Raw genomic sequence first — 25,165 nt, forward strand, 5'->3', positions numbered from 1 at the left:
AACGGCTGGTGTGCTCAGGTGTGTTCGACGACGGTGTCGGCGAGGACGGGCGCGTCGTCCCGCTCGACGGCGCTCACCGCGACCCGTACGGCGTCCGGCTGTTCCCACATCCGGATGCGCAGCGTCTCCCCCGGGTACACGACCCCGGCGAACCGGGTGACGTACGACCGCACCCGCGCCACGTCCCCGCCCAGCAGCGTGTCCACGACCGCCTTGAGGGTGATGCCGTAGGTGCACAGCCCGTGCAGGATGGGCCGCTCGAACCCGGCGACCTTGGCGAACTCGGGGTCGGCGTGCAGCGGGTTCCAGTCGCCGGAGAGGCGGTAGAGCAGGGCCTGGTCCTCACGGACGGCCCGCTCGACGACCCGGTCGGGCTCCCCGGAGGGCGGGTCGAGCCGGCCGGACGGCCCCCGGTCGCCACCCCAGCCGCCCTCCCTTCGTACGAAGATCTGGGCGTCGTTGGTCCACAACGGGCCGTCGGCGTCGGCGACTTCGGTGCGCATGACGAGGACGGCGGCCTTGCCCTTGTCGTAGACCGCGGCGATCCGGCCGGTGGCGGTCGCGGTGCCCTCGACGGGCAGGGGGCGGTGGATGGTCAGCGCCTGGCCGCCGTGCAGGACCTTGGCGAGGTCGACCTCGATGCCGGGCATGGACAGACCGCTGATCACGCCGGGCGAACCGGACCCCGCGACGGTGGCGAAGCTCGGCAGGACATGCAGTCTGGACTCGAGGGTGTAGCGCAGTTCGTCCGGGTCGGTCGCCGGGACGCCTGCTCCGATGCCGAGGTGGTAGAGCTGCACGTCCTTGGAGTTCCAGGCGATCTCGCCCGTCCGGGGTTCGGCGGCCACTGCCTTTGCGGCGTCGATGGGCATGGGGCTCCTGAGGGCTCGCTCGCTGAATCGGAGACCTCGGTGCGGCCGTCCGCACCGTCGGCCGCACCGAGGTCGTTCACGGGTCCGTGCCTTGGCGCTCCTTCTAGAACGCGTTCCAGTACGGCGACCCCTGTATAGCCCAGCTCTCAGAAGTTGTGAAGACTACTGACGGCATGTCAGATGCTTGGGGCTCGTGACATTTGTACTGCCGGATTCCGTACATGTCCCTCTGCCGCGCACATGGGCGGGTTCGTAGCGTGGGAGCCATGACACAGGGGAACGGGAACAGGTCCTGGTTGGGCAAGGCGTCGTGCCGGATGGACGCGTGGCAGGCGGCACGGGCGGACTGGAAGTCGGACGTGGAACGCTTCAAGGCCGACCAGCGCACCGCCCGCAGGACCGGCGTGCGGGTCGACAACCCGGGCCCACCGCCCACGGGCTTCTCCCTCCTCCCCTGGCTGCTGATGGGGATGGGCGCCTTCTCCAACATCTTCCAGGCCGGAACACCCCAGCCGTGGCTGGGCGCCCTGGGCCTGCTCGCCTTCAACTCCCTCTACATCTACGTCGTCTTCCGCGCCTTCGTGAAGGAGAAGCGCGAGGCCCGCTCGACCCGGGTCGCACTCGTCCTGATGGGCGGCGTCACCTGCGCCCTCGCCCTCGGCTACGGCGGCAACTGGCTGTTCTTCTTCCCGCTGCTCGGACTGGCCACGGGCGCGGTGACCCGGGGCCCCTGGCTCGGCCGCATCGGTCTCGGCCTCACCGCACTCGCGGTGGCCGTCTCCGCGGTGCAGGACGGCTGGGGCGCGGTGAACATCGGCTACGCGACCTTCCTGTCGACCATGGTGACCGCGGCGATCCTGTCCCTCTCCGAAGCCGTACGAGAACTGCGCGCCGCCCGCGAGGAGCTCGCCCGGCGCGCGGTCGAGAAGGAACGCCTGCGCTTCTCCCGCGACCTCCACGACCTCCTCGGCCACACCCTGTCCGTGATCGTCGTCAAGTCGGAGGCCGCCCGCCGCCTCGCCCCCCGCGACATGGACGCGGCCCTCGCCCAGATCACCGACATCGAGTCCGTCGGCCGCCAGGCTCTCACCGAGATCCGCGAGGCGGTGACGGGATACCGCGAGGGAAGCCTGGCCACGGAGCTGGACCGCGCCCGCTCGGCCCTGGAGGCCGCGGCCATCACCCCTGTCGTACACCACTCCGGCCCACCCCTGGCCGCCCACACGGAGACGCTCCTGAGCTGGGTCGTACGGGAGGCGGTGACCAACGCGGTGCGGCACAGCGGGGCTTCGCGGTGCGAGATCTCGGTGGAGGGGGCGGTGGAGCGGGTGCGGGTGCGGGTGGTGGATGACGGGCGGGGGGCCGGGGAGCGCGGGGTGGGGGCGGGGGATGCGGTGAACGGGGTCGGTGCGGTGGGTGCGGTGAGCGGTGTGGGAGCGATGAGTTCGCCCGGCACTGGTCTGAAGGGGCTGGCGGAGCGCGTCGCGGCGGCGGGCGGGCGGCTGGAGGCGGGCCCGGGCCCGAGGGGTGGGTTCGTGGTGACGGCGGAGCTTCCGGTGGAGGTTCTGGAGCGGGATGCGGCGGCGGTGGGGTGAGGGGTGAGCGGCGGGGGCGATTGGCAGACGTGTCCCAGGCCTGGACTGGAAACGTGCAGGTGGGGCGGGCCGCTCAGAAGTGCGTCGGGACGTCGAAGACGCGGCGGAGTTGCAGCATGTCGTGGCGGTCTCGGGGCGTCGGCTCGTAGCCCTGGTGGAAGTGGACCTGCTGGGCGGCGGAGAGGCAGGGGACGGGGGTGGATTTGATGGTGCCGGTCACGAAGGCGTCGGCGGGGTAGGGAAAGGGGTGCTGCGGGTCGAAGGACGCCTGTGTCGCGGAGCCGTTCTCGGCGAAGACCAGGGGGTGCAGGTCGATCTCCCTGCCGTCCGGGGCCGTCAGCACGAAGCGGACGGGGCGACAGTCAAGGGTCTCCACGTACCCGGCCTCGGACAGGGCCGCTGTGACGGTGGGCTCCTGGTCCAGGCGGTGCATCAGGTCGAGGTCGCGATGGTCGCGGGTCTGCTCACCGACCAGCGCGTCGATGCCCCAGCCACCACCGACCCAGACCTCCACACGCGCCCGGCGCAGGAGGTCCAGCACGGACAACACATCGTCGGCCGACATCACTTGGAGCATGGTAGGTGCAAGCCACACCGGCACGACTCCGCACCGAGCGCACCCGCTCCCCGCGCCCTACCCTTGGGCCGTGAACGAGATGCCCCGGGACCACCGGCCCGCCAAGTCCATCAGGGTGCTGCTCGCCGAGGACCAGGGGATGATGCGGGGCGCACTCGCGCTGCTGCTCGGCATGGAGGCGGACATCCAGGTCGTGGCCCAGGTCGGGGCCGGCGACCAGATCGTGGACGCGGCGCTGATCCACCGCCCGGACGTCGCCCTCCTCGACATCGAACTGCCCGGCAAGAGCGGCCTCGACGCCGCCGCCGAGCTCCGCGACCAGGCCCCCGACTGCCGGGTCCTGATCCTCACCACCTTCGGCCGCCCCGGCTACCTGCGCCGGGCCATGGAGGCCGGCGCCGCGGGCTTCCTGGTGAAGGACGGCCCCGTCGAGGAACTGGCCTCCTGCATCCGCCGCGCCCTGACCGGCGAAACGGTCATCGACCCCGCACTCGCCGCGGCCGCCCTCGGCGCCGGCCCCAACCCCCTCACCTCCCGCGAGTGCGACGTACTGAGCGCCTCGGCGGACGGCGCGACGGTCGCCGACATCGCCGCCGCCCTCCACCTCTCCGAGTCCACCGTCCGCAACTACCTCTCCTCCGCCATCGGCAAAACCGGGACCCGCAACCGGATGGAGGCGCTGCGGGAGGCTCGCCAGCAGGGGTGGGTGTGACAGGGGCCGCCCGCTGACGGAGCCACCAGCGGCCCGTGATTCAGCGGCTACAGCGCGGGCACCGCGAGTTCTGACACCTGCGCCGACTCTGCTTCCGTGCCCTCCGGGGACAGGCAGACGAACCAGTTCACCGGGGAGGCCTCCGCCGGGCGGATCGCTGGGGTGTCGGTGCTGATGTCCTCGTTCTGCGGGGCCCTGTCGACCTTGGTCGTCGTGCCGTCCTTCCATGTGCAGGTGACCTGCTGGGCGTTCTTGCCGACCATGCCGATGACCAGGCGTTCCGGACCGTCGGTGTCGATGTCGAAGGGGATCGAGGCGGACTGGAGGTCCGTGCCCGACATGGTGTCGTCCTTCGTGAACACGTCCTCGAACGTCTTCCGCCGCTTGTCGCCGTCGCTGAAGTACACGACGTAGGAGCTCTTGCCGATCAGTTCGGCGGCCGTGGTCCCGCCCGACGGGACATCGCCGTACTCACCCATCGCCTCAAGCTGCCCCGCCGCCTGTGCCTCGGTCCGCGGCGCGGCCCAGACGTCGATGAAGACCCTCCACTCCTTGCCGTGCTCGGTGCCGGTCGCGAGGGTCGTCCGGCTGGGCGTGAACAGGTCGGGTGCCGGTGTCGCGGACTGGGTCGCCGCCGGTGCCACCGTGCCGTCGCCGCCCGGCAGTCCCGCCACCGCGAGCGTCGCCGAGGAACCGGCGAGCACCAGGGCCGTGGCCGCGGCGACCGCCCAGCGGCGGGCCTTGCGGCGACGGCCGCCGCGGATGACCGCCTCGTAGGGGGCTATACCGATCTCGACCTCGTCCGCGGCTCCGGCCAGCAGGAAGGCGATGTCACCGTTCGTCATGTCGTGGTTCGTCTCCCGGTCCGCGTTCATCACTTCCGCCCTCCCTGCGTCACCATGTCGGCCAGCCCCGGTATGGCGCGGAGTTTCGCGATTCCCTTGGCCGCGTTGCTCTTCACCGAGCCGACGGAACAGCCCATCGCCTCGGCGGTCTGGGTCTCGGTGAGGTCCTCCCAGTAGCGCAGGACGACTGCCTCGCGCTGCCGTGGCGGCAATTGGGACAACGCCTTCAGCAGGGCGTTGCGGTCCTCGGCCTGGGCGATGCGGTCGCCGGTGTCGGCGATCTCGCGTACGAGGCCCGAGTCGTCCTTGGGCGCCAGGAACTCCCGGAGCCGTCGACGGTGTTTCCGTGCGTGCGCGTTGATCATCACGCGCCGTACATACGCCTCCGGGTCGTCGGCCGAGCCGACTCTGCGCCAGGCCACGTAGACCTGTTCCAGCGTCGACTGGACCAGGTCCTCCGCCGCGTGCTGCTCCCCCGTGAGGAGAAATGCCGTCCGCATCAGCCGCGGCCAGCGGCCGATGACGAAGCTCTGGAACTCCTCGTCCCGAGCCTCCTTGCGATCCCCCATGGGCACCTCCCACCTCCTAGATGTCTAAAGGAGTCCATGGGCCACCCAGACCGTTGCCTCGGTTGGCGGAAATCTTTTCGCCCGCCGGGATCACGTCGCAGGCCGGGAGGGCCCCCGCCCCGCCCGGGAGCCGGCAATCGGCAGACCCGTCCCAGCCTCAGCGCACCCCACCTGCGCATTTCCGCTCACCCCTTGGGACACGTCTGCCAATCACCCCCTCCCTCCCCTCCGCCCCGTCCCCTTCCGCGGCAACCACACCAACATCAACACCGCGCCACCCACCAGCACCCCAGCCCCCGTCCGGAACACCAACGCATACCCCTCCGTCAGCGCCTCCCGCCCCGTGCTCCCCCCGGTCCGCGCCGCCGCCAGCGTCGACATCACCGCGAGCCCCAGCGAACCGCCCATCGTGCGGGAGGTGTTGACGAGCCCCGACACCAGTCCCGCCTCCCCGGGCGCCGCTCCCGACGTGGCCAGCGCGGCCAGGGGTGTCGTCGCGAGGCCCGCACCGAGCATCATCAGGACGCCGGGGATCATGATCGTGACGACATAGTCCCCGTCCACGCTCATCGTCGACTGCCAGGCGAACCCCGCCACCGCCACGAGCGTCCCCAGCACCGCCACGTTCCGCTCGCCCAGCACCCGCATGAACCGTGGTGCCGCCTTCGAGGCCAGCACGATGGCCAGGGAGCTCGGCACGAGGGCGAGGCCTGCCTCGGTCGGGGAGTAGCCGAGCACGTTCTGGGCGTACAGCGTCATGAAGAACCACATGCAGAACATCGCGGAGCCGCTCAGGAACATCGCCACGTTGGCGGAGGCCACCGAGCGCAGCCGCAGCAGTCCGAGCGGCATCAGCGGGGCCGCCGTACGCGCCTCGACCAGCAGGAACACCCCGATCAGCGCCGCCCCGGCCAGCAGCGGGAGCACCGTCGCCGGCGACGTCCACCCCTCGGCCTCCGTCTGCGAGATGCCGTACGCCGCACTCGCCAGCCCCGCCGTCACCAGCACCGCGCCCGGCAGGTCGAGCCGCCGCCCGTCCCCGGCCCGGCTCTCGGGCAGCCACCGCAGGGCACCGAGGAGGACGACCGCGCCGACGGGCACGTTGATCAGCAGCGTCCAGCGCCAGGACCACACGTCCACCAGCACCCCGCCGACGAACCCGCCCGCCGCGCCGCCGCCCGCGCCCACCGCCGTCCAGGTCGCTATGGCACGCGCGCGTGCCGCCCCCTCGGGCACCGCGGACGTGACGAGCGTCAGCGTCGAGGGCGCCAGCACCGCCGCGCCCAGCCCCTGGACGGCCCGGGCGAGCAGCAACTGCCAGCCGTCCTGGGCCAGTCCGCCGCCCAGCGAGGCGAGCGTGAACAGCCCGAGCCCGACCAGGAACATCCGCTTGCGCCCGTACAGGTCTCCGGCCCGTCCGCCGAGCAGCATGAACCCGGCGAAGGCGATCGCGTACGCGTTCACCACCCACTGCAGGCCCTGCTCACCCAACCCGAGATCGGCCCGGACCGATGGCAGGGCCACGTTGATGACCGACATGTCGAGGACGACCAGGAACTGACCGGCACACGCGAGCGCCACGACCAGCCAGGCGGGAGACGCGGTACGCGGACGAGCGGGACGGGTGACTTCATCGGCTCCGAGCATGGGCGCCATGGTCTCAACCACCCGCCACACCCGACATCGGGATTTGGCCCTACGCCCAAGGCCCCACCCCCAGACCCACCCCAGCCCGTCCCCACCCCCTTCCGTCAAGAACACCTAAAGGATTCGTTAGCTGCCCGAAGCATCGGAATAGTTGCCCCAGCACACCGGGTTGCTGACACACATGAGATCTACGCCGACCGATCAGCCCCGCCGCCAGGCAAGCGGCGCCCTCGTCCCGGTGCTCGCCTTCGCGGGCATCGTCGTCGCGGTGATGCAGACCCTGCTCGTCCCGGTCATCAAGGACCTGCCCCAGCTCCTCGACACCGAGCCCAGCAACGCCACCTGGGTCCTGACCTCCACGCTTCTCTCGGGTGCCGTGGCCACGCCGATCATGGGCCGCCTCGGCGACCTGTACGGCAAGCGCCGGATGCTGATCGCCAGCCTGGCGGTGATGGTGGTCGGCGCGCTGGTCAGCGCGGTCACCAGCGACCTGATCGTCATGATCGTCGGCCGAACCCTCCAGGGCTTCGCGATGGGTGCGATCCCCCTCGGCATCGGCCTGATGCGCGACATGCTGCCCCGCGAGAAGCTCGGCTCGGCGATGGCCCTGATGAGCTCCTCGATCGGCGTCGGCGGCGGCCTCGCGCTGCCGCTCGCGGCCCTGATCGCCCAGCACGCCGACTGGCACGCCCTCTTCTACGGTGCCGCGGGCCTCGGCGCGCTCTCCATCGTCCTCACCCTCCTCGTCGTACCGGAATCCCCCATGCGCGCGGAGGGCTCCTTCGACGGGCTCGGCGCGTTCGGTCTCTCCACCGGCCTGGTCCTCTTCCTCCTGCCCATCACCAAGGGCAGCGACTGGGGCTGGACCTCGGCCACCACGCTCGGTCTGTTCGCCGCGTCGGCCGTCGTGCTCCTCCTGTGGGGCGTCTTCGAGCTGCGCACCAAGGCACCGCTCGTCGATCTGCGCACCACGGCCCGTCCGGCCGTCCTCTTCACCAACCTCGCGTCGATCATGGTCGGGGTCAGCTTCTACGTCGTCTCGCTGGTCCTTCCCCAGCTCCTCCAGCTCCCGAAGGCCACCGGCTACGGCCTCGGCCAGTCGATGGTCGTCGCCGGTCTGCTGGTCGCCCCGCTGGGTCTGACGATGATGTTCACGGCGCCGGTCTACGCCCGCCTGTCCGCGAAGTACGGGCCCAAGACCACCCTCATCCTCGGCATGCTGATCATCGCCATCGGCTACGGCGCGGGCCTGGGGCTCATGAGCGCGGCCTGGCAGAGCCTGGTCATCGCCGTCGTCCTCGGCGCCGGCATCGGCCTCGCCTACTCCTCGCTCCCCGCCCTGATCGTCGGCGCGGTCCCGGCCTCGGAGACGGGTGCGGCGAACGGCCTCAACACGCTGATGCGGTCCATCGGTACGTCGGTGTCGAGCGCCGTCATCGGCATGGTGCTGGCCAACACCGCGAACACCGTGAACGGGGTCGAGATCCCGACCATGCACGGCTTCCGGGTCTCCTTCCTCATCGCGACCGGCGCGGTGGCGATCGGCCTGCTGATGGCCCTGTTCCTGCCGAAGCCGAACCGCGCTCCCCAGCTGCGGGCGAGCAGCGAGGAGGACGACAACCTGGCGCGCGCCGAGGAGGTCCTGCGCGGCTTCCGCGGCCGGGTCCTGGACGCCGAGGGCACCCCGGTCCCCCGCGCCAAGGTCACGCTGATCGACCGCCGCGGCCGCCAGGCGGGCGCGACGCTCTCCGACGAGGACGGCACCTATGCCCTCGCGGTCCCGGCCCAGGGCGCGTACGTCCTGGCCGCCCGCGCCATCGGCCACGGCCCGCTCGCCTCCTCCGCGACCCACGCGGGTGACGAGAGCGCGGTCGACCTGGACCTGTCACTGCCGGTCGAGACGGTCTCCACGCCCTGAGCGAGGGTTCGCCGACGCACCACCCGCGCCCCTGTGATCTCCGTGTCAGCGGAGATCACAGGGGCGCGGTCGGCCGGGGACCGCACCGAGAACTTCAACCGGTGGTGAAGCCGGCGTCACCTGGAAGTTGAATTGATGAAGAAATCTTCCCTGTCATGAACCTGCGAAGAAGGGTGGCCACCGTTCTGGCGGCCGCTGCCCTCACCTGCGCGCCCGTGCTCACGGGCTCGTCCCTGACCGGCTCGACGCCGACCGCCGCGGCGGCCGAGGCGGTCACCAACGCACGCCTCTACAACATGGCGACCGGGCTCTGTCTGGCCAACCCGGCCTCCGACCAGGACCCGGGCACCGTCATGTTCCAGTACACGTGCAGCAACAGCGACAGCAACTACTGGTCCCTCCAGCCGATGACCGGTGGCGGCTACCACGTGGTGAACAAGGCGAGCGGCCAGTGCCTGGCCATCCCCGGCGGAGTCAAGGACACCACGGTCAAGGCCATCCAGTGGCCCTGCCAGCAGACCCAGAACGACGAGCAGGTCTGGATCCACGACGAGCTCGACCAGCTGCGGAACGCGCAGAGCGGCCTGTGCCTCGCCATCCTCGGGAGCGACCCGACCCCCAGGGTGCAGGTGGGCCAGTGGACCTGCGACGCCCTGACCGCTGCGAACCCCAACCCGGATCGGCAATGGCTGTGGTGACCCGCAAGCGCGGCTGGACCGCGCTCCTGACCGCACTCGTCCTCGCCGTCCTGACCGGCGGCCTCCTGATGCCGGGCCCGGCCTCCGCCGAGGGCACGTCGGCCGAGAAGACCGTGTACACCAACACGGTGACCGGCGGCGACGGCCCCCGCACCCCGGACATCATCAGCACGAGCGCGAGCAACGCGGTCGTGGCGTGGCGCGAAGGTCTGCGGCCCGGCAACCGGGACATGGGCTACATGCGGTACTCGTACACGACCGACGGCGGGGCGACCTGGAGCCGCCCCCAGACGCTGGCGCAGGAGACCGACCAGTACGCCTGGCACTACGTGATGCTCTACAAGTCGGGCAGCGAGCTGTTCGCGTTCCTCGGGCGCACCCCGATCGCGGACCCGACCGACGAGGACAACGACGGCGACACCTGGAACAACAACGGGCTGCCGATCACCGCCACCGTCGTCAAGCGCAGCACCGACGAGGGCCACACCTGGCAGGACTACCCCGTCACCATGCCGACCATCGGCAACCTCGCCATCTCCGGCCGCCCGATCAAGCTGGCCAACGGCAACACCGTCCTCCCCTACTGGGGCACGGGCCGGGAGAACGGGGTGCTGATCGCCACGAACCCGGACCTGAAGACCTGGACCAAGGGCGGCACCGTCTCGAACGGGAACGCCACCGGCGTCAAGGCCGGTGAGAACCAGATCGTCGTCTCGCCGGACGACCCGAACACGCTGATCATGGTCGCCCGCGCCGACAACGCCAACGCCATGACGGCCACGAGCACCAACGGCGGCACGAGCTGGACGGCCTTCACAGCCGCCACCGGTCTGCCGAGCAACAACGCGGCCAGGAGCTACTTCGGCAAGGACAGCAACGGCCAGCTCCTGTACATCTACACGACCGGCGACACCAACACCCGCCCGGCCCTCTACTACAAGACCAAGCGCCCCGGCGCGACGTCCTGGAGCGCGGCCAAGTTCTTCGCCGACGGCCCCGCGAGCCAGGAGGACCCGACACCGGCGGGCACCGGCAAGGGCTGGGACACGTACCCGATGGCCGACGAGTACGCGCCGGGCAAGTTCTTCGTCACCTGGGAGTTCGACACCACCCGCATCAAGGTGAACAAGCTGGACATCTCCGACGCTCCCTGACCGTCGACCGCAACCGCCGTACCCCCTGTCGCCCGCCGACCAGGGGGTACGGCAGCATGGGGCGCCCACACACCCGTACGACCGGAAGGTCCCCGCCCATGACCGCGGCACCCAAGCCCGAGATCCTGGCCGCGTTCGAGGCGGCGAAGGGATTCATGCCGGTGGACGAGGGCCTCGCCCTCTACGCGGCGGCCGTCGAAGCGGGCCGCCTCGGGCTGCCGCTCCTGGAGGTCGGCACGTACTGCGGGCGTTCCGCGATCCTGCTCGCCGACGCGGCCCGCGCGGCCGGTGTCACCGCGCTGACCGTCGACCACCACCGCGGCAGCGAGGAGCAGCAGCCCGGCTGGGAGTACCACGACCCGGAGACGGTCGACCCGGAGATCGGCCTGATGGACACCCTGCCGACGTTCCGCCGGACCCTGCACAGGGCGGGCCTGGAGGACCATGTCGTCGCCCTGGTCGGCCGTTCCCCGCAGATCGCGAAGATCTGGGCCTCCCCCCTCGCCCTCGTCTTCATCGACGGCGGCCACACCGACGAGCACGCGAGCGCCGACTACGAGGGCTGGGCGCCCCATGTCGCGGAGGGCGGACTGCTCCTCATCCACGACGTGCACCCGGACCCGAAGGACGAGTTCACCGGCCAGGCGCCCTACCGGATCTACCAGCGGGCGCTGGAGTCGGGGGCGTTCACGGAGGTGTCCGCCACGGACACGCTGCGCGTGCTGCGGCGGGTGGGTGCGGGGATCTGAGGCGCCGCGGGTCTCAGGGCTGCACGTTGATGTCGATGTCGACCGGGGTCTGGATGACATTGCCCGTGCCGACGCCCGGCTGGCCGTAGACGTAGTCGACGGCACAGACGTCTTCCGGCGGCGAGCAGGGGAACGCGGCGGCCTGGGCCGTCGGTGCCCCGAGTACGACCGCCCCGACGACGGTGGCGGTGAGGAGGCTCGCCATGACACGCATAGGTGAACTCATGGGCGATTCTCGGCATATCACCCGGCTGTGAGCGACACCGACGATGCCGTTCGGATGAAGCGGCCCGCCCGGCGGCCACCGTCCTGCCGCGCCGGTGACCCGCCGCTAGGGTGGCTGTCGTGTCGTACGTAGGCCCGGACTTCGATCCTCCCCAGCCCCGCCGTTCCCGGCGCCGCCCCCTCACCGTCGCGGTCGCCGCGCTCGTCCCGGGCGCGCTGCTCGGGTGGCTCGTGTACGAGACGGTGGGCGGATCCGGTGGAGGTTCCGAGGAGGCGGTGGGGACGCCGACGACGACGTCGAGCGCACCTGCCTCTCCTACGACGTCCTCGACGTCCTCGCCCTCCACCCCCGACGACGGGAAGCCGAGCCCCACCCCCACGACCTCCGCGCCCGCCGCCTCCGGCCCCCTCAAGGGCAAGGTCGTCGTCATCGACCCGGGCCACAACCCGAACAACTTCCAGCACACGGCCGAGATCAACAAGAAGGTGAACATCGGTACCGGCTGGAAGGAGTGCGACACGACCGGCACCTCCACCAACTCCGGTTACGCGGAAGCCGAGTTCACCCTCGACGTGGCCCACCGGCTGCGCGCCCTGCTGGAGAAGCAGGGCGCCACGGTGAAGTTGACGCAGGACGGCGACCGGACCTTCGGCCCCTGCATCGACGAGCGGGCGCAGATCGGCAACAAGGCGGACGCGGACGCCGTGGTCTCGATCCACGCGGACGGCGCGGGCGCCGGCCAGCGCGGCTTCCACGTCATCCTCCCGGGCAACGTCAAGGCGGGCGGCGCCGACACCAGCCCGATCGTCGCCTCCTCCGCCGAACTCGGCGAACGCATCGCCGGCAACTTCGTCCGCGTCACGGGTAGCGCCCCCTCCAACTACGTCGGCGACGGCACCGGACTCGTCACGCGTGAGGACCTGGGCGGTCTCAATCTGTCAACGGTTCCCAAGGTGTTCATCGAGTGCGGCAACATGCGCGATACCAAGGACGCGGCACAGTTGACCAGCGGTGCCTGGCGACAGAAGGCGGCGCAGGGGATCTCTGAGGGGATTGTGAGTTTCCTGCGGGGGTAGTGGTTCGCGGGTTGATCCCCGGGGACAGCTTCGTCGGACGGACGATAAGGTCGTCCCTACGATGAGGGGCCACCCCCGCGCTTCACACAGGGGCCTGATGGCGACATGGTGACAGCGACGCCTCCAACGAAGCCGATGATGAGACGACTGAACCGAAGGACCTAGAAGTGAATATCCGCTCCCTCACTCGAGGCGACGGCGTGGTGATCGGAGCAGCGGTACTGCTGTTCATCGCGTCGTTCCTCGAGCTTTACTCCGTCTCCGGTTACGACCTTGACGTGAACGCGTGGGACAGCCTCGGCCTGGGCCTCGGCATCTACATGGGCGGTGTCATCGGCGCCGCTCTGATCGTGGTCAACCGCTGCCTGCCGCAGCCGCGCAAGGTCGCGGGCCTGGATCTCGGAACGGTCGGCGTGGCCTTCACGGTCCTCACCGCCTGGAGCCTGTTCTGGTCGCTGGTGGACTCCGGTAACAACACCGACTCCGGCGCCGGCCTCATCCTCGGCTTCATCGCCGCGCTCCTGCTGGCCGCGGCCGCCATCGCCACCCCGCTGCTCCCCGCCCTCCAGGCCGCCCTCATCCCGGCCCCCCGCCCCGCCGCCCCCCAGCCCTACGGCGCCCAGCCGCCCGGCGGTTACGGCTACCCGGGCGCGGGCGCTCCGCAGCCGGGTCAGCCCTTCGGCGGTCAGCCGCAGCCGGGTCAGCCGTACGGCGCCCAGCCGCAGCCCGCTCCGAGCCAGCCCCAGGCGCCGCAGCCGGCCGGGGACTTCTCCCCGTTCTGGTTCGCCGTACCGGTGCCGCGTCCGCTCTTCGCGGAGGACGGCACGCAGTCGCCGATCGCCGAACTCGCCCCGGGTACCTGGTACCTGGCCGTCGAGCAGCGCGGCGCCAACCTGGTCGCGCAGACGCAGGACGGCCGTCGCGGCGTGCTCCAGGACACCTCGGGCATCCAGCGCGGCTGATCCCGAAGCGACATCAACGCACGGCCCCTCGCCCTTCCGGGTGGGGGGCCGTTGTCGTACAGTCGCCTCCCCCGACCGGAGAACTGACACCACGTCAGGAGGCGGCTATGCGGCTCGGTCTCGCACTCGGCTACTGGGGCCGTGGCCCCAACCCCGACCACGTACCGCTGGCGCGGGAGGCGGAGCGGCTCGGTTACGACTCCGTGTGGACGGCCGAGTCCTGGGGCTCCGATGTCTTCACGCCCCTGACCTGGATCGCCGCACAGACCTCAAGGATCAAGCTGGGCACGGCGGTTGCCCAGATGGCGGCCCGCTCCCCGACCACCACGGCGATGCACGCGCTGACCCTGGACCACCTGTCCGGCGGGCGCATGATGCTCGGCCTGGGACTCTCCGGCCCGCAGGTGGTCGAGGGCTGGTACGGTCGCCCGTTCCCCAAGTCGCCGCTGACCGCGACGCGGGAGTACGTCGACGTCGTACGGCAAGTCCTCAGGCGCGAGGCCCCCGTCGAGCTCGCGGGCCGCTTCCACTCCCACCCCTACCGCGCCCCCGACGCGACCGGCCTGGGCAAGCCCCTGAAGCCGATCACCCACCCCCTGCGCCCCGATCTCCCGATCCTCCTCGGCGCCGAGGGTCCGAAGAACGTCGCCCAGACGACCCGCATCGCCAACGGTTGGCTCCCCCTCTACTGGTCCCCGACCCGCCCCGAGGTCTACGAGACCTCCCTCGCCGAGGCCCCGGACGGCTTCCTGATCGCGCCCATGGCCCAGGTCCGGGTCTGCGACGACGTACGCGAGGGCCTGCTCCCCGTGAAGACCATGCTCGGCTTCTACATCGGCGGCATGGGCCACGCGGCCCGCAACTTCCATGCCGACCTGATGGCACGGATGGGATACGAGGAGGAGGCCCGGCGGATCCAGCGGCTGTTCCTGGAGGGGCGCCAGGAGGAGGCGGTGCTGGCCGTGCCGGACGCCTTCGCCGACGAGATCTCCCTGGTCGGACCGCGCGAACGCATCGCCGAGCGACTGGAGTCGTGGCGGAAGGGGCCGGTGACGGATCTGCTGGTGCTGGCACCGGACCGCGAGACCCTGCGGGTGCTGGCGGAGCTCAACTCATAGGCACACGGGTTTGATTCAGTCAAGTGCGGCAACCCGAAGGGTATGTCCTCTCGATATAGCGGTGCCAATTCGGCCGGCACGGTCATAGCGATCGTCGCCGACATCATGGCCCTCATCCTGGGCCTGTGGATCGTGATGTACCTGCTGGACGCGAACCGCGCGAACGACTTCGTGCAGTTCATCCACGACGCGGCCCGCTGGCTGGCAGGCTGGAGCCACGACCTGTTCACGTTCGACGAGGCGTGGGCGAGGGTGGTGGCGGGGTACGGCTTGGCGGCGGTGGTCTATCTGTTCGTCGGGCACGCCATCGCCAACCGGGTGCACCGGCACTGAGCCTGAGCTGTAGCGCTCAGGCGCAGCAGTCCGGGTCCAGCCCGCTCGGCAGACGGTCGCCGCCGAACACGGCGCACGTGGCCTCATGGCCACCCAGCGCGGCGACCGCCAGCAGCAACGACCCCGCCGTCCACGTGGTCAGCTCCTGGGGCCAGATGGCGCCGTCGTCGAAGACGTACCCGGTCCAGTACAACCCGCTCTCCGGATCCCGCAGATGCTGGATCGACTGGAGAATGTCCAGCGCACGGTCGGACTCGCCCATCGCCCAGAGCGCGAGGGCGAGTTCGGCTGATTCGCCGCCCGTCACCCACGGGTTGGGGACGACGCAGCGCACCCCGAGCCCGGGCACGACGAAGCGGTCCCAGTCCTTCTCCATACGGGACTTGGCCTCCGCGCCGGTGAGCGCGCCGCCCAGGATCGGGTAGTACCAGTCCATGGAGTAGCGGTCCTTGTCCAGGAACCGCTCCGGGTGCCGGCGGATGGCGTGCCGGAGCATGCCCAGCGCCAACTCCCAGTCCGGCTGCGGCTCTTCGCGCTGCTCGGCGATCGCGAGGGCGCACCGCAGCGCGTGGTGAATGGACGAGGAACCGGTCAGCAGCGCGTCCGTGGTGAAGCTGCCGTCGTCCTCGCCCTTCCAGCCGATCTGTCCGCCGGGCTGCTGGAGGCGCAGGACGTATTCCACGGCCGCGTAGACGGAGGGCCACATGCGGTCGAGGAAGGTGTCGTCGCCCGTGGAGAGGTAGTGGTGCCACACGCCCACGGCTATGTAGGCGACGAAGTTGGTCTCCCGGCCCCGGTCGGTGACGTCGTCGAACGCCCCGTCCCGGTAGGCCGCGTACCAGGAACCGTCCTCGTTCTGGTGCCGCGCCAGCCAGTCGTAGGCCCGCTCGGCGGCCTCGTGTTCGCCCGCCGCGTCCAGGGCCATCGCGGCCTCGGTGTGGTCCCAGGGGTCGAGGTGGTGGCCGCGGAACCAGGGGATCGCCCCGTCCTCGCGCTGCACGGCGAGGATGCCGGAGACGGTCGCGGCGGCCTGCTCGGCGGTGAGGACTCCGGACAGGACGAGGTGTTCGGTACGGGGAGTGGTCACCGAGCGTCCACGGAAGGCAGGTGCGGCTTGGTCGCGTACGCCACGAAGCTCTTGCCGATCAGGGGGTTGAGAGCCTGCTCGGCGACCCTGGTCGCCAGCGGCTTCTTCATGATGTCCCAGACCAGCAGCTTGTGGTACGCCTTCACCGGCAGCGCCTTGTCGTTGTCGACGCCGAACGCGCACTTCAGCCACCAGTACGGCGAGTGCAGGGCGTGCGCGTGGTGGGTGCCGTACGGCTTGAGGCCGGCCTCGCGGATCTTGGCGAGCAGTTCGTCCGCCTTGTAGATGCGGATGTGGCCGCCCTCGACCTCGTGGTAGGCGTCGGAGAGTGCCCAGCAGACCTTCTCGGGGCCGTAGCGCGGGACGGTGATGGCGATACGGCCGCCGGGCTTCAACACCCGGACCATCTCGGCGAGTACGCCCTTGTCGTCCGGGATGTGCTCCATGACCTCGGAGATGATCACGACGTCGAAGGAGTCGTCGGGGAAGGGCAGCGCCAGGGCGTCGCCCTCCATCGCGGTGGCCGTCGCGCCCTCGGGGGCCTCGCCGGCCTCCTTCATCGCCGCGAACCACTTGGCGACCTCGCGGATCTCCTCGGCGTTCTGGTCCAGCGCCACGACCTGCGCGCCGCGCCGGTAGCACTCGAACGCGTGCCGGCCGGCTCCGCAGCCGAGGTCCAGGACACGGTCGCCCGGGGCGAGCGGGAACCGGGAGAAGTCGACGGTCAGCACGTGGCCCTGCTTTCGGAATAGGCGCCTGCGGGGGCGGCGGAGGGGTCGGTCGAGGTCGAGGGAGAGGTCCCGGGCGCGCCGATCGACTCGCGGTACCTGGCCACCGTCCCCTCGGCGGCGCGGGCCCAGGTGAACCGCGCCAGGACCCGCTCACGGCCCGCGAGACCGAGCCGTGCCCTGAGGTCGCGGTCACCGAGCAGTCGGCTCAGGGCGCTCGCCAGTGCCCCGGAGTCCCCCGGCGGTACGGCCAGACAGGTCTCCCCGTCGCGCCCGGCGACCTCCGGGATGGCGCCGCCGGTCGTCGCGACCAGCGGGGTGCCGGTGGCCATGGCCTCCGCCGCGGGCAGGGAGAAGCCCTCGTACAGGGACGGCACGCAGGCGACCTCGGCCGAGCGGACCAGGTCGACCAGTTCGGCGTCGGAGATGCCCTTGACGAAGCGGACGGCGCCTTCGAGGCCGTAGCGCTCGATGGCCTGGGCGACGGGGCCGTCCTCGGCGCGCTTGCCGACGACGACGAGGTGGGCGTCGGGGTGCTCGGTGCGGACTTTCGCGAGGGCCTCGACGAGGAAGACCAGGCCCTTGAGCGGGACGTCGGCGCTGGAGGTGGTGACGATCCGGCCGGGGATCACGGCCACCGAGGGATCCGGTGAGAAAAGGTCGGTGTCGGCGCCGATGTGGACGACGTGGATGCGGTCGTCGCGGACGCCGAGGTGGTCGACGATCTCCTGGCGGGAGGTGCCGGAGACGGTGAGGACCGACGGGAGCCTGCGGGCGGCGCGCTTCTGCATGCGGGTGAAGGCGTACCAGCGTCGCTTGGCCAGGCGCTGGCCCCAGCTCTCGGCCGCGTCCAGCTCCAACTGGCGGTCCACGGTGATGGGGTGGTGGATCGTCGTGACGAGGGGGGCGCCGATGTCGCCCAGGAGGCCGTAGCCCAGCGTCTGGTTGTCGTGCACGACGTCGAACTCGCCGCGGCGGGCGCGCAGGTGGCGGCGGGCGCGCAGCGAGAAGGTCAGCGGTTCGGGGAAGCCGCCGGTCCACATCGTCGCCACTTCGAGCGCGTCGATCCAGTCGCGGTACTCGTCGCGCTTGGGCGTGCGGAAGGGGTCCGGGGAGCGGTACAGGTCGAGGCTGGGCAGTTCCGTGAGGCTCAGCCGGCCGTCGATGTCGTCGCCCTCGTCGAGGACGGGGTAGGGCTGGGAGCCGATGACCTCGACGCGGTGGCCGAGGCGGGCCAGTTCGCGGGAGAGGTGGCGGACGTAGACGCCCTGGCCGCCGCAGAACGGGTTTCCCTTATAGGTGAGGAGTGCGATGTTGAGCGGTCGCTCGCCGTCCGCGGCCGGGTCCTCCTGGGAACCCGCCCGACTGGCCTCAGCGGTCACTCCGGGCCCCCTTCTCCCTGCTATTTCCCGCGAGATTACGCCGGGACGCTAATCTAGAACAAGTTTCAGACTTGATCGTTCAAGAGGCTCTGAATCTACCGGCAGGTAGGGGCACTGTGAGCAGTGGATCAGGTGATTCACGCCACCACCGGGACCCCCTGACATGCTGTGTGATCATTTGCCCTCACCGACTGTCACGGAACGGGACCCATGCCTGCGGAAGCCATCACCCAGCGCCCCGCCTCTGCGCCCCTCACGGAGCGGCAGGAGGCCCGTCGTCGCCGCATCCTGCACGCGAGCGCGCAGCTGGCGAGCCGGGGCGGTTTCGACGCGGTGCAGATGCGGGAGGTCGCGGAGTCCTCGCAGGTGGCGCTGGGCACGCTGTACCGCTACTTCCCGTCCAAGATCCATCTGCTGGTCGCCACGATGCAGGACCAGCTGGAGCACATGCACGGCACGCTGCGGAAGAAGCCGCCGCAGGGCGAGACGGCGGCCGAGAAGGTGGCGGAGACCCTGATGCGGGCGTTCCGCGCCCTCCAGCGCGAGCCGCACCTCGCCGACGCGATGGTCCGTGCCCTCACCTTCGCCGACCGCAGCGTCTCCCCCGAGGTCGACCAGGTCTCCCGCCAGACCACGGTGATCATCCTCGACGCGATGGGCATCGACGACCCGACCCCGGCCCAGCTCTCCGCGGTCCGCGTCATCGAACACACCTGGCACTCGGCCCTCATCACCTGGCTCTCGGGCCGCGCCTCCATCGCCCAGGTCAAGATCGACATCGAGACGGTGTGCCGCCTGATCGACCTGACCGGGGTCAAGGAGACGCCGTAGCTGCGGCTTGCCCGCACTTCTTGCCGAACGCGAGGAACGACAGTCCCTTGAACGCCCCGGCACCGTCCTGTTCCTCGCTCTGGAGCACGGTGCCCACGCCCTCCTCGGATGCCACTCCGGACAGGAAACTGAGCGTCCAGCCCGCGTCGTGGTCCAGCGCCCAGCCGACGCCGCTTCTGTCCGCCATCGGTTCGGTCGCCTGCCAGCCACGCTTCTCCAGTTCGGCGACGGCCCGTTCGGTGGCCTTGCGGTCCGGCGCGGTGCGGGTGCGCAGCCTTCCCATCACCTGGCAGGGGTTCCGGATAGCCCCCGACCGGCCGTCCACGTACGACGGCTGCCCGAATCCGCCCGCTTTCAGGGCGGCTTGGAGGTCCTTCCGCACGGCATCGGTGGTCAGCACCTGTCGGTCCGCGGCCGGGCCGTCGTCCCCGTCGCCGCCGCACCCCGTCAGGGCCACCGCGGCCACCCAGGCCGTGACCACGGCGCTCGCCACCCGTCGCATCGCTCCCCCGTCTCCCACAGATCACACACAGACAGGGGAGTTTCGCACACATGAGCTACTCCTCCGGCGGAAACACCGGCTCCCCGCTCCCCAGCAGGGTGATCATGATCGCCTCCACCGGGCAGCTCTCCGCGGCGGCCAGGATCTTTTCGTTGGCGTCCGTCTCCGGTTCCACGGGATGGGACTGGCGGCCGGTGTCGAGGCGGAAGTTGTCGGGGGCGTGGTGGAGGCACTGGGCCGAGCCGATGCAGATGGAGCGGTCGACCTCGACCTGCCAGCGGTCACCCATGGCCGGTCATCCCTCCCAGCCGGCCGGGAGGTGGATCATCTTGTGCTCCAGGTACTCGCTGAAGCCCTCGGGGCCGAATTCACGACCCAGGCCCGAGTTCTTGTAGCCGCCGAACGGGCCGAGCATGTCGAGGCTGAAGGTGTTCACCGAGTACGTGCCCGTACGGACCTGGCGGGCGACGTCGATGCCGTGCGCCACGTCCGCCGTCCACACGCTGCCCGACAGGCCGTAGTCCGAGTCGTTCGCGATCTTCAGGGCCTCGGACTCGTCGCCGTAGGGCAGGAGGCAGATCACCGGGCCGAAGATCTCCTCGCGGGCGATCCGCATGGAGTTGTCGACGTCGCCGAAGAGGGTGGGCTCCACGTACCAGCCGCGGTCCAGGCCCGGCGGGCGGCCGCCGCCCGTGAGGATCTTGGCGCCCTCCTCCTGGCCGATGCGGATGTAGTCCAGATTCCTGCGCTGCTGGCGCCGCGCCACCAGCGGCCCGACCTGTGTCGCGGGGTCCAGCGGGTCGCCGACGACCAGGGCGCTCGCCGCCGCGGCGAAGGCGTCCGCGAACTCGTCGTAGCGCGAGCGCGGCAGGAGGATGCGGGTCTGGGCCACGCACGCCTGGCCGTTGTTCATCCAGGCCGCCGACACGATCCCGGGGACGGACGTCTCGATGTCCGCGTCCGGCAGGACGACCGCCGCCGACTTGCCGCCCAACTCCAGTGTCACGCGCGTCAGATTGCGCGAGGCCACCTCCATCACGCGCTTGCCGGCCGCCACCGACCCGGTGAAGGAGACCTTGTCGACGCCGGGGTGCCCGACCAGGTACTCGCTGACCTCCCGGTCGGCGGGCAGGATCGACAGCACGCCCTCCGGCAGCCCGGCCTCGCGGGTGATCTCGGCGAGGAGGTACGCGTCCAGCGGCGACTCGGGCGACGGCTTCAGCACCACCGTGCAGCCGGTGAGCAGCGCGGGCGCGAGCTTGGCGGCGGCGACGAACTGCGGGACGTTCCAGGGGACCACGGCGGCTACGACACCGACCGGTTCACGCCGGACGAGGATCTTGCCGAGGACGCCGTCGCGCTGCTCCTCGTACGTGAAGTTCCGGGCGACCGTGATCGCCGCGTCCCACACCATCATCGCGCCGAGCGCCTGCGCGAGGACGCTCCAGGAGTACGGCGAGCCGTTCTCGGAGGAGATCACGCGGGCGATCTCCTCGTGCCGGGTGAGGATGCCGTCCTTGATGCGGGAGACGACCTCGATGCGCTCGTCGAGCGTCATGCGCGGCCAGGGCCCCTCCTCGAACGCCCTGCGCGCCGCCGCGACCGCCCGGTCCACGTCCTCGGCCGAGGCGTGCGGCACCCTTCCGATGACCTCCTCGGTGTGCGGGGAGATCACCTCGATGACGTCCTTGCCCAGGGGGTCGGTCAACTCCCCGCCGATGAACAGCTGTCCGTGTTCCACGAGCTCGGTCATGGCGACTGCCTCCCCGGGAGCTGACTCTGACGGTTCATCAGATACGGGAACTGATACCAGTTCCCCTCGGAGGAGTCCACAGAGCTCACACCGCACTGAAGGGTGACTTGGGCTCCCATCGAAACGCGTTCTAGTTATAGTGGCGGGAACGCGGCGACAGGGGGGCTCATGGCTCAGCTCATGCCACAGGTCGGCGACCACGGCGGAGGCGTCCGGTCGATCCGGGTCCCCATCCCCGACAACCCGCTGGGCTTCACGCTGGTGTACGTCGTCGACACCGACCGCGGTCCGGTGCTCATCGACACCGGCTGGGACGACCCGGAGTCCTGGGACACCCTCGCCGAGGGACTGCGGGCCTGCGGCACCTCGGCGACCGAGGTCCACGGGGTGGTGATCACCCATCACCACCCGGACCACCACGGTCTGTCGGGCAAGGTCCGAGAGGTGTCCGGCGCCTGGATCGCGATGCACGCGGCGGACGCGTCGATCGTCCGCCGTACCCGCGAGACCCGCTCGGAGCGCTGGTTCTCCTACATGACGGCCAAGCTGGAGGCCGCCGGCGCCCCGGAGTCCCATGTGGCGCCCCTGCGCACCGCCCGCCCCCGCAAACTCCCCGGCTTCTCCCCCGCCGTCCCCGACCGCGAGATCGTCCCGGGCGAACTCCTCGACCTGGCGGGCCGCCGCCTGCGCGCGATCTGGACGCCGGGCCACACACCGGGCCACGTCTGCCTCCACCTGGAGGAGGCCCACCCCGCCCAACTCCCCGGCAACGGACGCCTGTTCTCCGGTGACCACCTGCTCCCCGAGATCACCCCGCACATCGGTCTGTACGAGGACCCCGACGACACCACGGTCACCGACCCCCTCGGCGACTACCTCGACTCCCTCGAACGCGTCGGCCGTCTCGCCCCCGCCGAGGTCCTCCCCGCCCACCAGCACGTCTTCACCGACGCGGCCTCCCGGGTACGGGAGTTGCTCGCCCATCACGAGGAACGCCTCACCGACCTGCTGACGCTGCTGGTCGAACCCCTCACCCCGTGGCAGCTCGCCGAGCGCATGGAGTGGAACCGGCCGTGGGACCAGATCCCCTACGGATCAAGGACCATCGCGGTCTCGGAGGCCGAGGCGCATCTGCGGCGGCTGGTGAAGCTGGGGCGGGCGGAGGCCGTGGCCGGGAGCGATCCGGTGACCTACGTCGCGGGGTGAATCGGGTCGCGGGTCATGATCCGCGCCTGGTACCACTGATCCATGGACCCTCTGGAGCAACTCCTCGCCGAGCGCGCCTGCGAACGCCTCATCCTCGACTTCGTCCGCCGGCTCGACATCGGGGACCCGGGTTCCGTGGCCGAGCTGTTCACCGAGGACGGCAGCTGGGAGTGGCCCTCGCCGGGCGACGGCCGGCGCTTCGACGGGCGCGCGGCGCTGCGGGAGTACTTCGGGTCCCGGCCCGAGGACCGGCTGTCACGGCGGGTGATGTCCAACGTCCTGGTCACGGTGACCTCCTCGGACACCGCGACGGCGACCTCGTACTTCACCACGTACCGGGTCGACGGGTACGACGGCGGGATCGTGCCGCCGGGGGCGCCGGTCCAGGTCGGGCACTACGAGGACACGTTCCGGCGGGCAGGCGACGGGAGGTGGCTGCTGGCGTCACGGGCGCTGCATCTGCCGTTCGGCGGGCCGACGCCTCAGCTCAGCGCGTAGTCGAGGCCTTCGTCGTACGCCATGGCGAGACCCGCCGCGTACGCCTCCTTGTACGTCCGGTCGCCGAGGCGGTCGCGGAGCAGGCGTTCGCGGGCCTCGCGGGCGGCGACGCGGCCGGGCAGGCTGAACTGCTCGCTGCCCACGCGTTCCCAGACCCGACGGCTGATGCCGAGCAGCCGGGCGGCACGGCGGCCGTCCGCGGTCTCGTCCCTGATCTCGGCGGCGACCAGGGCGTCGATGCCGAAGGCGACGCCGGAGGTGTTGTGCATCCGCCGATGCCCGGCCAGCGCGGCGCGGGCGTTGGCCAGGGCGGCGGCGGTGCGGCCCAGCGCGAGATCGGCGTCGGCGATGAAGGCGTCGACGAAGGCCCCCGTCCAGAGCTCGCCGCTGCGCGCACAGAGCGCGCGGACCTCGGCGGCCGACGCGTCGGCCGCGTCGTACGCGCCGCTCATCAGGTGGGCGAGCGGCCGCATGGCCCGCATCTGGAGCTGGCCCGATCCGCGCCAGTCGGACACGACGGGCACGAACGGCAGCTCCGGCAGCCCCTTGAGCGTCTCGGCCGGCCGAGCGGTCAGGACGAACAGGCCGAGGGTGAGGTACCCGCTCGCGTCGATCGCGGCCGGATCAGCGAGGTCCCGCGCCAGGTCCATGCACCGCTCCGCCCACGGCACCGCCGCGTCCGGGTGCCCCTGGGTGACCGCGACGGCCGCCCGGCTCCACAGCGCCAGCAGCAGGCCCTCGCCCGGCTCGTGCTCGGCGGCGAGCACCCGGTCGAGGGCGAGCTGGGCGTCGCGCAGCATGCCGCAGTGGCGCCACAGGAACCCGATGCCGCCCACCGTCTCCAGCGCGGTCCGGCTGCCGGGGTCCTCCAGCGCGCAGTCCACGGCGGCACGGAGGTTGGCGTGCTCGGCGAAGACCCGTTCGCACCAGGCGACCTGGCGGCCGGTGTTCCAGTCGGAGCAGGCCTCCCGCGCGAACCGCCGGTAGTGGTCCCGGTGCCGCCGCCGTACGGCCTCCTCCTCCCCCAACTCCCGCAGCCAGTCGGCGCCGTACTCGCGCACGGTGTCCAGGAGCCGGAAGCGGTCCGGGTCGGCCGGATGGCGCAGCACCACCGACTGCCGGGTCAGACGCAGAAGCAGGCCCTCGACCTGGTCGGCACGCAGCGGTCCGCCCGCGCAGACCCACTCGGCGGCCCGGCGGGTGAAGGAGCCGGCGAAGACCGACAGCCGCGCCCACAGCAGCCGTTCCAGCGGGGCGCACAGTTCGTGGCTCCAGCCGATGGTCGTGCGCAGGGTCCAGTGCCGGGGCAGCCCCCGCGCCGGCCTCTCGTCCCGGGCGAGCACGTCGAAGCGGGAGCGCGGCCGGTCGCCGAGGAGTTCGTGGAGCTTGTCCAGGGGGTGCGACGACAGCCGTGCGACGGCGAGTTCGATGGCGAGCGGGATGCCGTCGAGGGTCCGGCAGATGTCGGTGACCTGGCGTCGGGTCGTGGCGTCGAGGACGAAGCCCGGGGTGACGGTGGCGGCCCGCTGGGCGAACAGGGCCGTGGCGTCGGGCTCCCGCAGCGGGGCCACCTCCAGCGTCCGCTCCCCCGGCATGTCCAGCGGCTCACGGCTGGTGACGAGGACGCGCACCCCCGGCGCGACGGCGAGCAGGTCCGCGATCAGCGCCGCGCACTCGGCCAGCAGGTGCTCGCAGGTGTCGAGGACGAGCAGCAGCCGCTTGTCCCGCGCCCAGGCGCACAGGGACCGGGTCACCGGCCCGGCGGTCTGGCCGGCGAGCCGCAGCGCCTCCATCACGGCCAGGGGCACCTGGCCCTCGGCACGCAGCGGCGACAGCTCCACCAGCCACACCCCGTCGGGATACGCCGCCCCGGCCCGCTCCGCCGCCCGCAGCGCCAGCCGCGTCTTGCCCACCCCTCCCACTCCGAGGAGGGTCACCGGACCACTCCCGCCGGAGGGCTCCAACTTCTGTGCAAGCCACGCGAGTTCGTTCTGCCGTCCGACGAAGCCGCGGGGATCGGGCAGCAGGTTCCCGGGGAGGGTCTTCTCGCTGGGCACGGGCAACAGTCTGGCCGTGACGCCCCCACGCCCACGCGATCCGACCGAACCGGACGGAGTGATCACCCGA

The 25,165-nt window shown here is 71.1% G+C and carries 26 protein-coding genes; 13 read left to right on the plus strand and 13 right to left on the minus strand.

The window, feature by feature from the left end:
* Positions 1 to 14: 14 nt before the first annotated feature.
* Entirely contained in the window at positions 15 to 872 is an 858-nt protein-coding gene (locus ACFY0U_RS00845) for a MaoC/PaaZ C-terminal domain-containing protein (RefSeq protein ID WP_388628195.1), read from the minus strand.
* Positions 873 to 1,138: 266 nt separating this feature from the next.
* On the opposite strand from ACFY0U_RS00845, the gene ACFY0U_RS00850 reads away from it, so the two are divergent.
* Positions 1,139 to 2,467, plus strand: coding sequence for a sensor histidine kinase (locus tag ACFY0U_RS00850; RefSeq protein WP_388628198.1), 1,329 nt, complete (start codon positions 1,139 to 1,141; stop codon positions 2,465 to 2,467).
* 73 nt (positions 2,468 to 2,540) lie between these two features.
* Here the strand turns inward: ACFY0U_RS00850 and ACFY0U_RS00855 are convergent, their stop codons facing one another.
* Entirely contained in the window at positions 2,541 to 3,032 is a 492-nt protein-coding gene (locus ACFY0U_RS00855; protein WP_388628200.1) for a nucleotidyltransferase domain-containing protein, read from the minus strand.
* Positions 3,033 to 3,123: 91 nt separating this feature from the next.
* Between ACFY0U_RS00855 and ACFY0U_RS00860 the strand changes: the two genes are divergently transcribed.
* Complete coding sequence (locus ACFY0U_RS00860) at positions 3,124 to 3,756, plus strand: response regulator (RefSeq protein ID WP_388630356.1); 633 nt, start codon at positions 3,124 to 3,126, stop codon at positions 3,754 to 3,756.
* A 47-nt stretch (positions 3,757 to 3,803) separates the two neighbouring features.
* On the opposite strand, the gene ACFY0U_RS00865 is transcribed toward ACFY0U_RS00860, so the two are convergent.
* The 3 genes from ACFY0U_RS00865 to ACFY0U_RS00875 all read right to left on the minus strand — a co-directional run bounded on the left by ACFY0U_RS00865 (position 3,804) and on the right by ACFY0U_RS00875 (position 6,826).
* Positions 3,804 to 4,631, minus strand: coding sequence for a hypothetical protein (locus tag ACFY0U_RS00865; protein ID WP_388628203.1), 828 nt, complete (start codon positions 4,629 to 4,631; stop codon positions 3,804 to 3,806).
* Positions 4,631 to 5,170: a SigE family RNA polymerase sigma factor gene (locus ACFY0U_RS00870; RefSeq protein WP_388628206.1), complete on the minus strand. Its 540-nt coding sequence runs from the start codon at positions 5,168 to 5,170 to the stop codon at positions 4,631 to 4,633. Before ACFY0U_RS00870 ends, ACFY0U_RS00865 begins: the two co-directional genes overlap by 1 nt.
* Positions 5,171 to 5,380: 210 nt before the next feature.
* Positions 5,381 to 6,826, minus strand: coding sequence for an MFS transporter (locus ACFY0U_RS00875; protein WP_388630359.1), 1,446 nt, complete (start codon positions 6,824 to 6,826; stop codon positions 5,381 to 5,383).
* A 172-nt stretch (positions 6,827 to 6,998) separates the two neighbouring features.
* Between ACFY0U_RS00875 and ACFY0U_RS00880 the strand changes: the two genes are divergently transcribed.
* The 4 genes from ACFY0U_RS00880 (at position 6,999) to ACFY0U_RS00895 (ending at position 11,336) form a co-directional block, all read left to right on the plus strand.
* Positions 6,999 to 8,735 (plus strand): MFS transporter, encoded by a 1,737-nt coding sequence (locus ACFY0U_RS00880; protein ID WP_388628209.1) that lies wholly within the window; start codon positions 6,999 to 7,001, stop codon positions 8,733 to 8,735.
* A 155-nt stretch (positions 8,736 to 8,890) separates the two neighbouring features.
* Entirely contained in the window at positions 8,891 to 9,433 is a 543-nt protein-coding gene (locus ACFY0U_RS00885) for an RICIN domain-containing protein (protein WP_388628212.1), read from the plus strand.
* Complete coding sequence (locus ACFY0U_RS00890; protein WP_388628215.1) at positions 9,421 to 10,587, plus strand: sialidase family protein; 1,167 nt, start codon at positions 9,421 to 9,423, stop codon at positions 10,585 to 10,587. The genes ACFY0U_RS00885 and ACFY0U_RS00890 overlap by 13 nt, the downstream gene beginning before the upstream one ends.
* Before the next feature lie 98 nt (positions 10,588 to 10,685).
* Complete coding sequence (locus ACFY0U_RS00895; RefSeq protein ID WP_388628218.1) at positions 10,686 to 11,336, plus strand: class I SAM-dependent methyltransferase; 651 nt, start codon at positions 10,686 to 10,688, stop codon at positions 11,334 to 11,336.
* Between the two features lie 13 nt (positions 11,337 to 11,349).
* On the opposite strand, the gene ACFY0U_RS00900 is transcribed toward ACFY0U_RS00895, so the two are convergent.
* On the minus strand, positions 11,350 to 11,562 hold the full coding sequence (locus ACFY0U_RS00900) for a chaplin family protein (RefSeq protein ID WP_388628221.1): 213 nt from the start codon (positions 11,560 to 11,562) through the stop codon (positions 11,350 to 11,352).
* Between the two features lie 119 nt (positions 11,563 to 11,681).
* Here ACFY0U_RS00900 and ACFY0U_RS00905 point away from each other — a divergent pair, with 119 nt between their 5' ends.
* The 4 genes from ACFY0U_RS00905 to ACFY0U_RS00920 all read left to right on the plus strand — a co-directional run bounded on the left by ACFY0U_RS00905 (position 11,682) and on the right by ACFY0U_RS00920 (position 15,051).
* Positions 11,682 to 12,638: an N-acetylmuramoyl-L-alanine amidase gene (locus tag ACFY0U_RS00905; RefSeq protein WP_388628224.1), complete on the plus strand. Its 957-nt coding sequence runs from the start codon at positions 11,682 to 11,684 to the stop codon at positions 12,636 to 12,638.
* Between the two features lie 167 nt (positions 12,639 to 12,805).
* Positions 12,806 to 13,600, plus strand: a complete 795-nt coding sequence (locus tag ACFY0U_RS00910; RefSeq protein WP_388628226.1) for a DUF5336 domain-containing protein — start codon at positions 12,806 to 12,808, stop codon at positions 13,598 to 13,600.
* Positions 13,601 to 13,707: 107 nt separating this feature from the next.
* Positions 13,708 to 14,718 carry an LLM class F420-dependent oxidoreductase gene (locus tag ACFY0U_RS00915; RefSeq protein ID WP_388628229.1) on the plus strand — a complete coding sequence of 337 codons (1,011 nt, stop codon included), beginning with the start codon at positions 13,708 to 13,710 and terminating at the stop codon, positions 14,716 to 14,718.
* A gap of 42 nt (positions 14,719 to 14,760) precedes the next feature.
* Entirely contained in the window at positions 14,761 to 15,051 is a 291-nt protein-coding gene (locus tag ACFY0U_RS00920) for a hypothetical protein (RefSeq protein WP_327716795.1), read from the plus strand.
* Between the two features lie 16 nt (positions 15,052 to 15,067).
* On the opposite strand, the gene ACFY0U_RS00925 is transcribed toward ACFY0U_RS00920, so the two are convergent.
* The 3 genes from ACFY0U_RS00925 to ACFY0U_RS00935 are packed head-to-tail and all read right to left on the minus strand — an operon-like array spanning position 15,068 to position 18,248.
* Entirely contained in the window at positions 15,068 to 16,138 is a 1,071-nt protein-coding gene (locus ACFY0U_RS00925) for a prenyltransferase/squalene oxidase repeat-containing protein (protein ID WP_388628232.1), read from the minus strand.
* Positions 16,135 to 16,869, minus strand: a complete 735-nt coding sequence (locus ACFY0U_RS00930) for a class I SAM-dependent methyltransferase (RefSeq protein WP_388628234.1) — start codon at positions 16,867 to 16,869, stop codon at positions 16,135 to 16,137. The genes ACFY0U_RS00925 and ACFY0U_RS00930 overlap by 4 nt, the downstream gene beginning before the upstream one ends.
* Complete coding sequence (locus tag ACFY0U_RS00935) at positions 16,863 to 18,248, minus strand: glycosyltransferase family 4 protein (RefSeq protein ID WP_388628237.1); 1,386 nt, start codon at positions 18,246 to 18,248, stop codon at positions 16,863 to 16,865. Before ACFY0U_RS00935 ends, ACFY0U_RS00930 begins: the two co-directional genes overlap by 7 nt.
* A 210-nt stretch (positions 18,249 to 18,458) precedes the next feature.
* On the opposite strand from ACFY0U_RS00935, the gene ACFY0U_RS00940 reads away from it, so the two are divergent.
* Positions 18,459 to 19,079, plus strand: a complete 621-nt coding sequence (locus tag ACFY0U_RS00940) for a TetR family transcriptional regulator (protein WP_388628240.1) — start codon at positions 18,459 to 18,461, stop codon at positions 19,077 to 19,079.
* On the opposite strand, the gene ACFY0U_RS00945 is transcribed toward ACFY0U_RS00940, so the two are convergent.
* From ACFY0U_RS00945 to ACFY0U_RS00955, 3 genes are all read right to left on the minus strand, one after another.
* Positions 19,063 to 19,572: a hypothetical protein gene (locus ACFY0U_RS00945; RefSeq protein WP_388628243.1), complete on the minus strand. Its 510-nt coding sequence runs from the start codon at positions 19,570 to 19,572 to the stop codon at positions 19,063 to 19,065. The genes ACFY0U_RS00940 and ACFY0U_RS00945 overlap by 17 nt on opposite strands.
* Before the next feature lie 64 nt (positions 19,573 to 19,636).
* A complete protein-coding gene (locus tag ACFY0U_RS00950) occupies positions 19,637 to 19,870 on the minus strand; it encodes a ferredoxin (RefSeq protein ID WP_388628246.1) in 234 nt (77 codons plus the stop codon).
* 6 nt (positions 19,871 to 19,876) lie between these two features.
* Complete coding sequence (locus ACFY0U_RS00955; protein ID WP_388628249.1) at positions 19,877 to 21,334, minus strand: aldehyde dehydrogenase; 1,458 nt, start codon at positions 21,332 to 21,334, stop codon at positions 19,877 to 19,879.
* Positions 21,335 to 21,514: 180 nt separating this feature from the next.
* Here ACFY0U_RS00955 and ACFY0U_RS00960 point away from each other — a divergent pair, with 180 nt between their 5' ends.
* Both ACFY0U_RS00960 and ACFY0U_RS00965 read left to right on the plus strand, forming a co-directional pair.
* On the plus strand, positions 21,515 to 22,540 hold the full coding sequence (locus ACFY0U_RS00960; protein ID WP_388630361.1) for an MBL fold metallo-hydrolase: 1,026 nt from the start codon (positions 21,515 to 21,517) through the stop codon (positions 22,538 to 22,540).
* Positions 22,541 to 22,582: 42 nt separating this feature from the next.
* Positions 22,583 to 23,038: a nuclear transport factor 2 family protein gene (locus ACFY0U_RS00965; protein ID WP_388628252.1), complete on the plus strand. Its 456-nt coding sequence runs from the start codon at positions 22,583 to 22,585 to the stop codon at positions 23,036 to 23,038.
* Here ACFY0U_RS00965 and ACFY0U_RS00970 read toward each other — a convergent pair.
* Positions 23,023 to 25,095, minus strand: a complete 2,073-nt coding sequence (locus ACFY0U_RS00970; protein ID WP_388628255.1) for an ATP-binding protein — start codon at positions 25,093 to 25,095, stop codon at positions 23,023 to 23,025. The genes ACFY0U_RS00965 and ACFY0U_RS00970 overlap by 16 nt on opposite strands.
* Positions 25,096 to 25,165: the final 70 nt, after the last annotated feature.

Origin of the sequence: Streptomyces sp. NPDC001536, from assembly GCF_042894505.1 — a bacterium.
Lineage (GTDB): Bacteria > Actinomycetota > Actinomycetes > Streptomycetales > Streptomycetaceae > Streptomyces.

Bases quoted from the DNA above. Each gene is read 5' to 3' on its own strand.
- ACFY0U_RS00845 (WP_388628195.1), bottom strand. From the start codon at position 872: ATGCCCATCGACGCCGCAAAGGCAGTGGCCGCCGAACCCCGGACGGGC.
- ACFY0U_RS00850 (WP_388628198.1), top strand. From the start codon at position 1,139: ATGACACAGGGGAACGGGAACAGGTCCTGGTTGGGCAAGGCGTCGTGC.
- ACFY0U_RS00855 (WP_388628200.1), bottom strand. From the start codon at position 3,032: ATGTCGGCCGACGATGTGTTGTCCGTGCTGGACCTCCTGCGCCGGGCG.
- ACFY0U_RS00860 (WP_388630356.1), top strand. From the start codon at position 3,124: ATGCCCCGGGACCACCGGCCCGCCAAGTCCATCAGGGTGCTGCTCGCC.
- ACFY0U_RS00865 (WP_388628203.1), bottom strand. From the start codon at position 4,631: ATGAACGCGGACCGGGAGACGAACCACGACATGACGAACGGTGACATC.
- ACFY0U_RS00870 (WP_388628206.1), bottom strand. From the start codon at position 5,170: ATGGGGGATCGCAAGGAGGCTCGGGACGAGGAGTTCCAGAGCTTCGTC.
- ACFY0U_RS00875 (WP_388630359.1), bottom strand. From the start codon at position 6,826: ATGGCGCCCATGCTCGGAGCCGATGAAGTCACCCGTCCCGCTCGTCCG.
- ACFY0U_RS00880 (WP_388628209.1), top strand. From the start codon at position 6,999: ATGAGATCTACGCCGACCGATCAGCCCCGCCGCCAGGCAAGCGGCGCC.
- ACFY0U_RS00885 (WP_388628212.1), top strand. From the start codon at position 8,891: ATGAACCTGCGAAGAAGGGTGGCCACCGTTCTGGCGGCCGCTGCCCTC.
- ACFY0U_RS00890 (WP_388628215.1), top strand. From the start codon at position 9,421: ATGGCTGTGGTGACCCGCAAGCGCGGCTGGACCGCGCTCCTGACCGCA.
- ACFY0U_RS00895 (WP_388628218.1), top strand. From the start codon at position 10,686: ATGACCGCGGCACCCAAGCCCGAGATCCTGGCCGCGTTCGAGGCGGCG.
- ACFY0U_RS00900 (WP_388628221.1), bottom strand. From the start codon at position 11,562: ATGAGTTCACCTATGCGTGTCATGGCGAGCCTCCTCACCGCCACCGTC.
- ACFY0U_RS00915 (WP_388628229.1), top strand. From the start codon at position 13,708: ATGCGGCTCGGTCTCGCACTCGGCTACTGGGGCCGTGGCCCCAACCCC.
- ACFY0U_RS00920 (WP_327716795.1), top strand. From the start codon at position 14,761: ATGTCCTCTCGATATAGCGGTGCCAATTCGGCCGGCACGGTCATAGCG.
- ACFY0U_RS00940 (WP_388628240.1), top strand. From the start codon at position 18,459: ATGCCTGCGGAAGCCATCACCCAGCGCCCCGCCTCTGCGCCCCTCACG.
- ACFY0U_RS00950 (WP_388628246.1), bottom strand. From the start codon at position 19,870: ATGGGTGACCGCTGGCAGGTCGAGGTCGACCGCTCCATCTGCATCGGC.
- ACFY0U_RS00955 (WP_388628249.1), bottom strand. From the start codon at position 21,334: ATGACCGAGCTCGTGGAACACGGACAGCTGTTCATCGGCGGGGAGTTG.
- ACFY0U_RS00960 (WP_388630361.1), top strand. From the start codon at position 21,515: ATGCCACAGGTCGGCGACCACGGCGGAGGCGTCCGGTCGATCCGGGTC.
- ACFY0U_RS00965 (WP_388628252.1), top strand. From the start codon at position 22,583: ATGGACCCTCTGGAGCAACTCCTCGCCGAGCGCGCCTGCGAACGCCTC.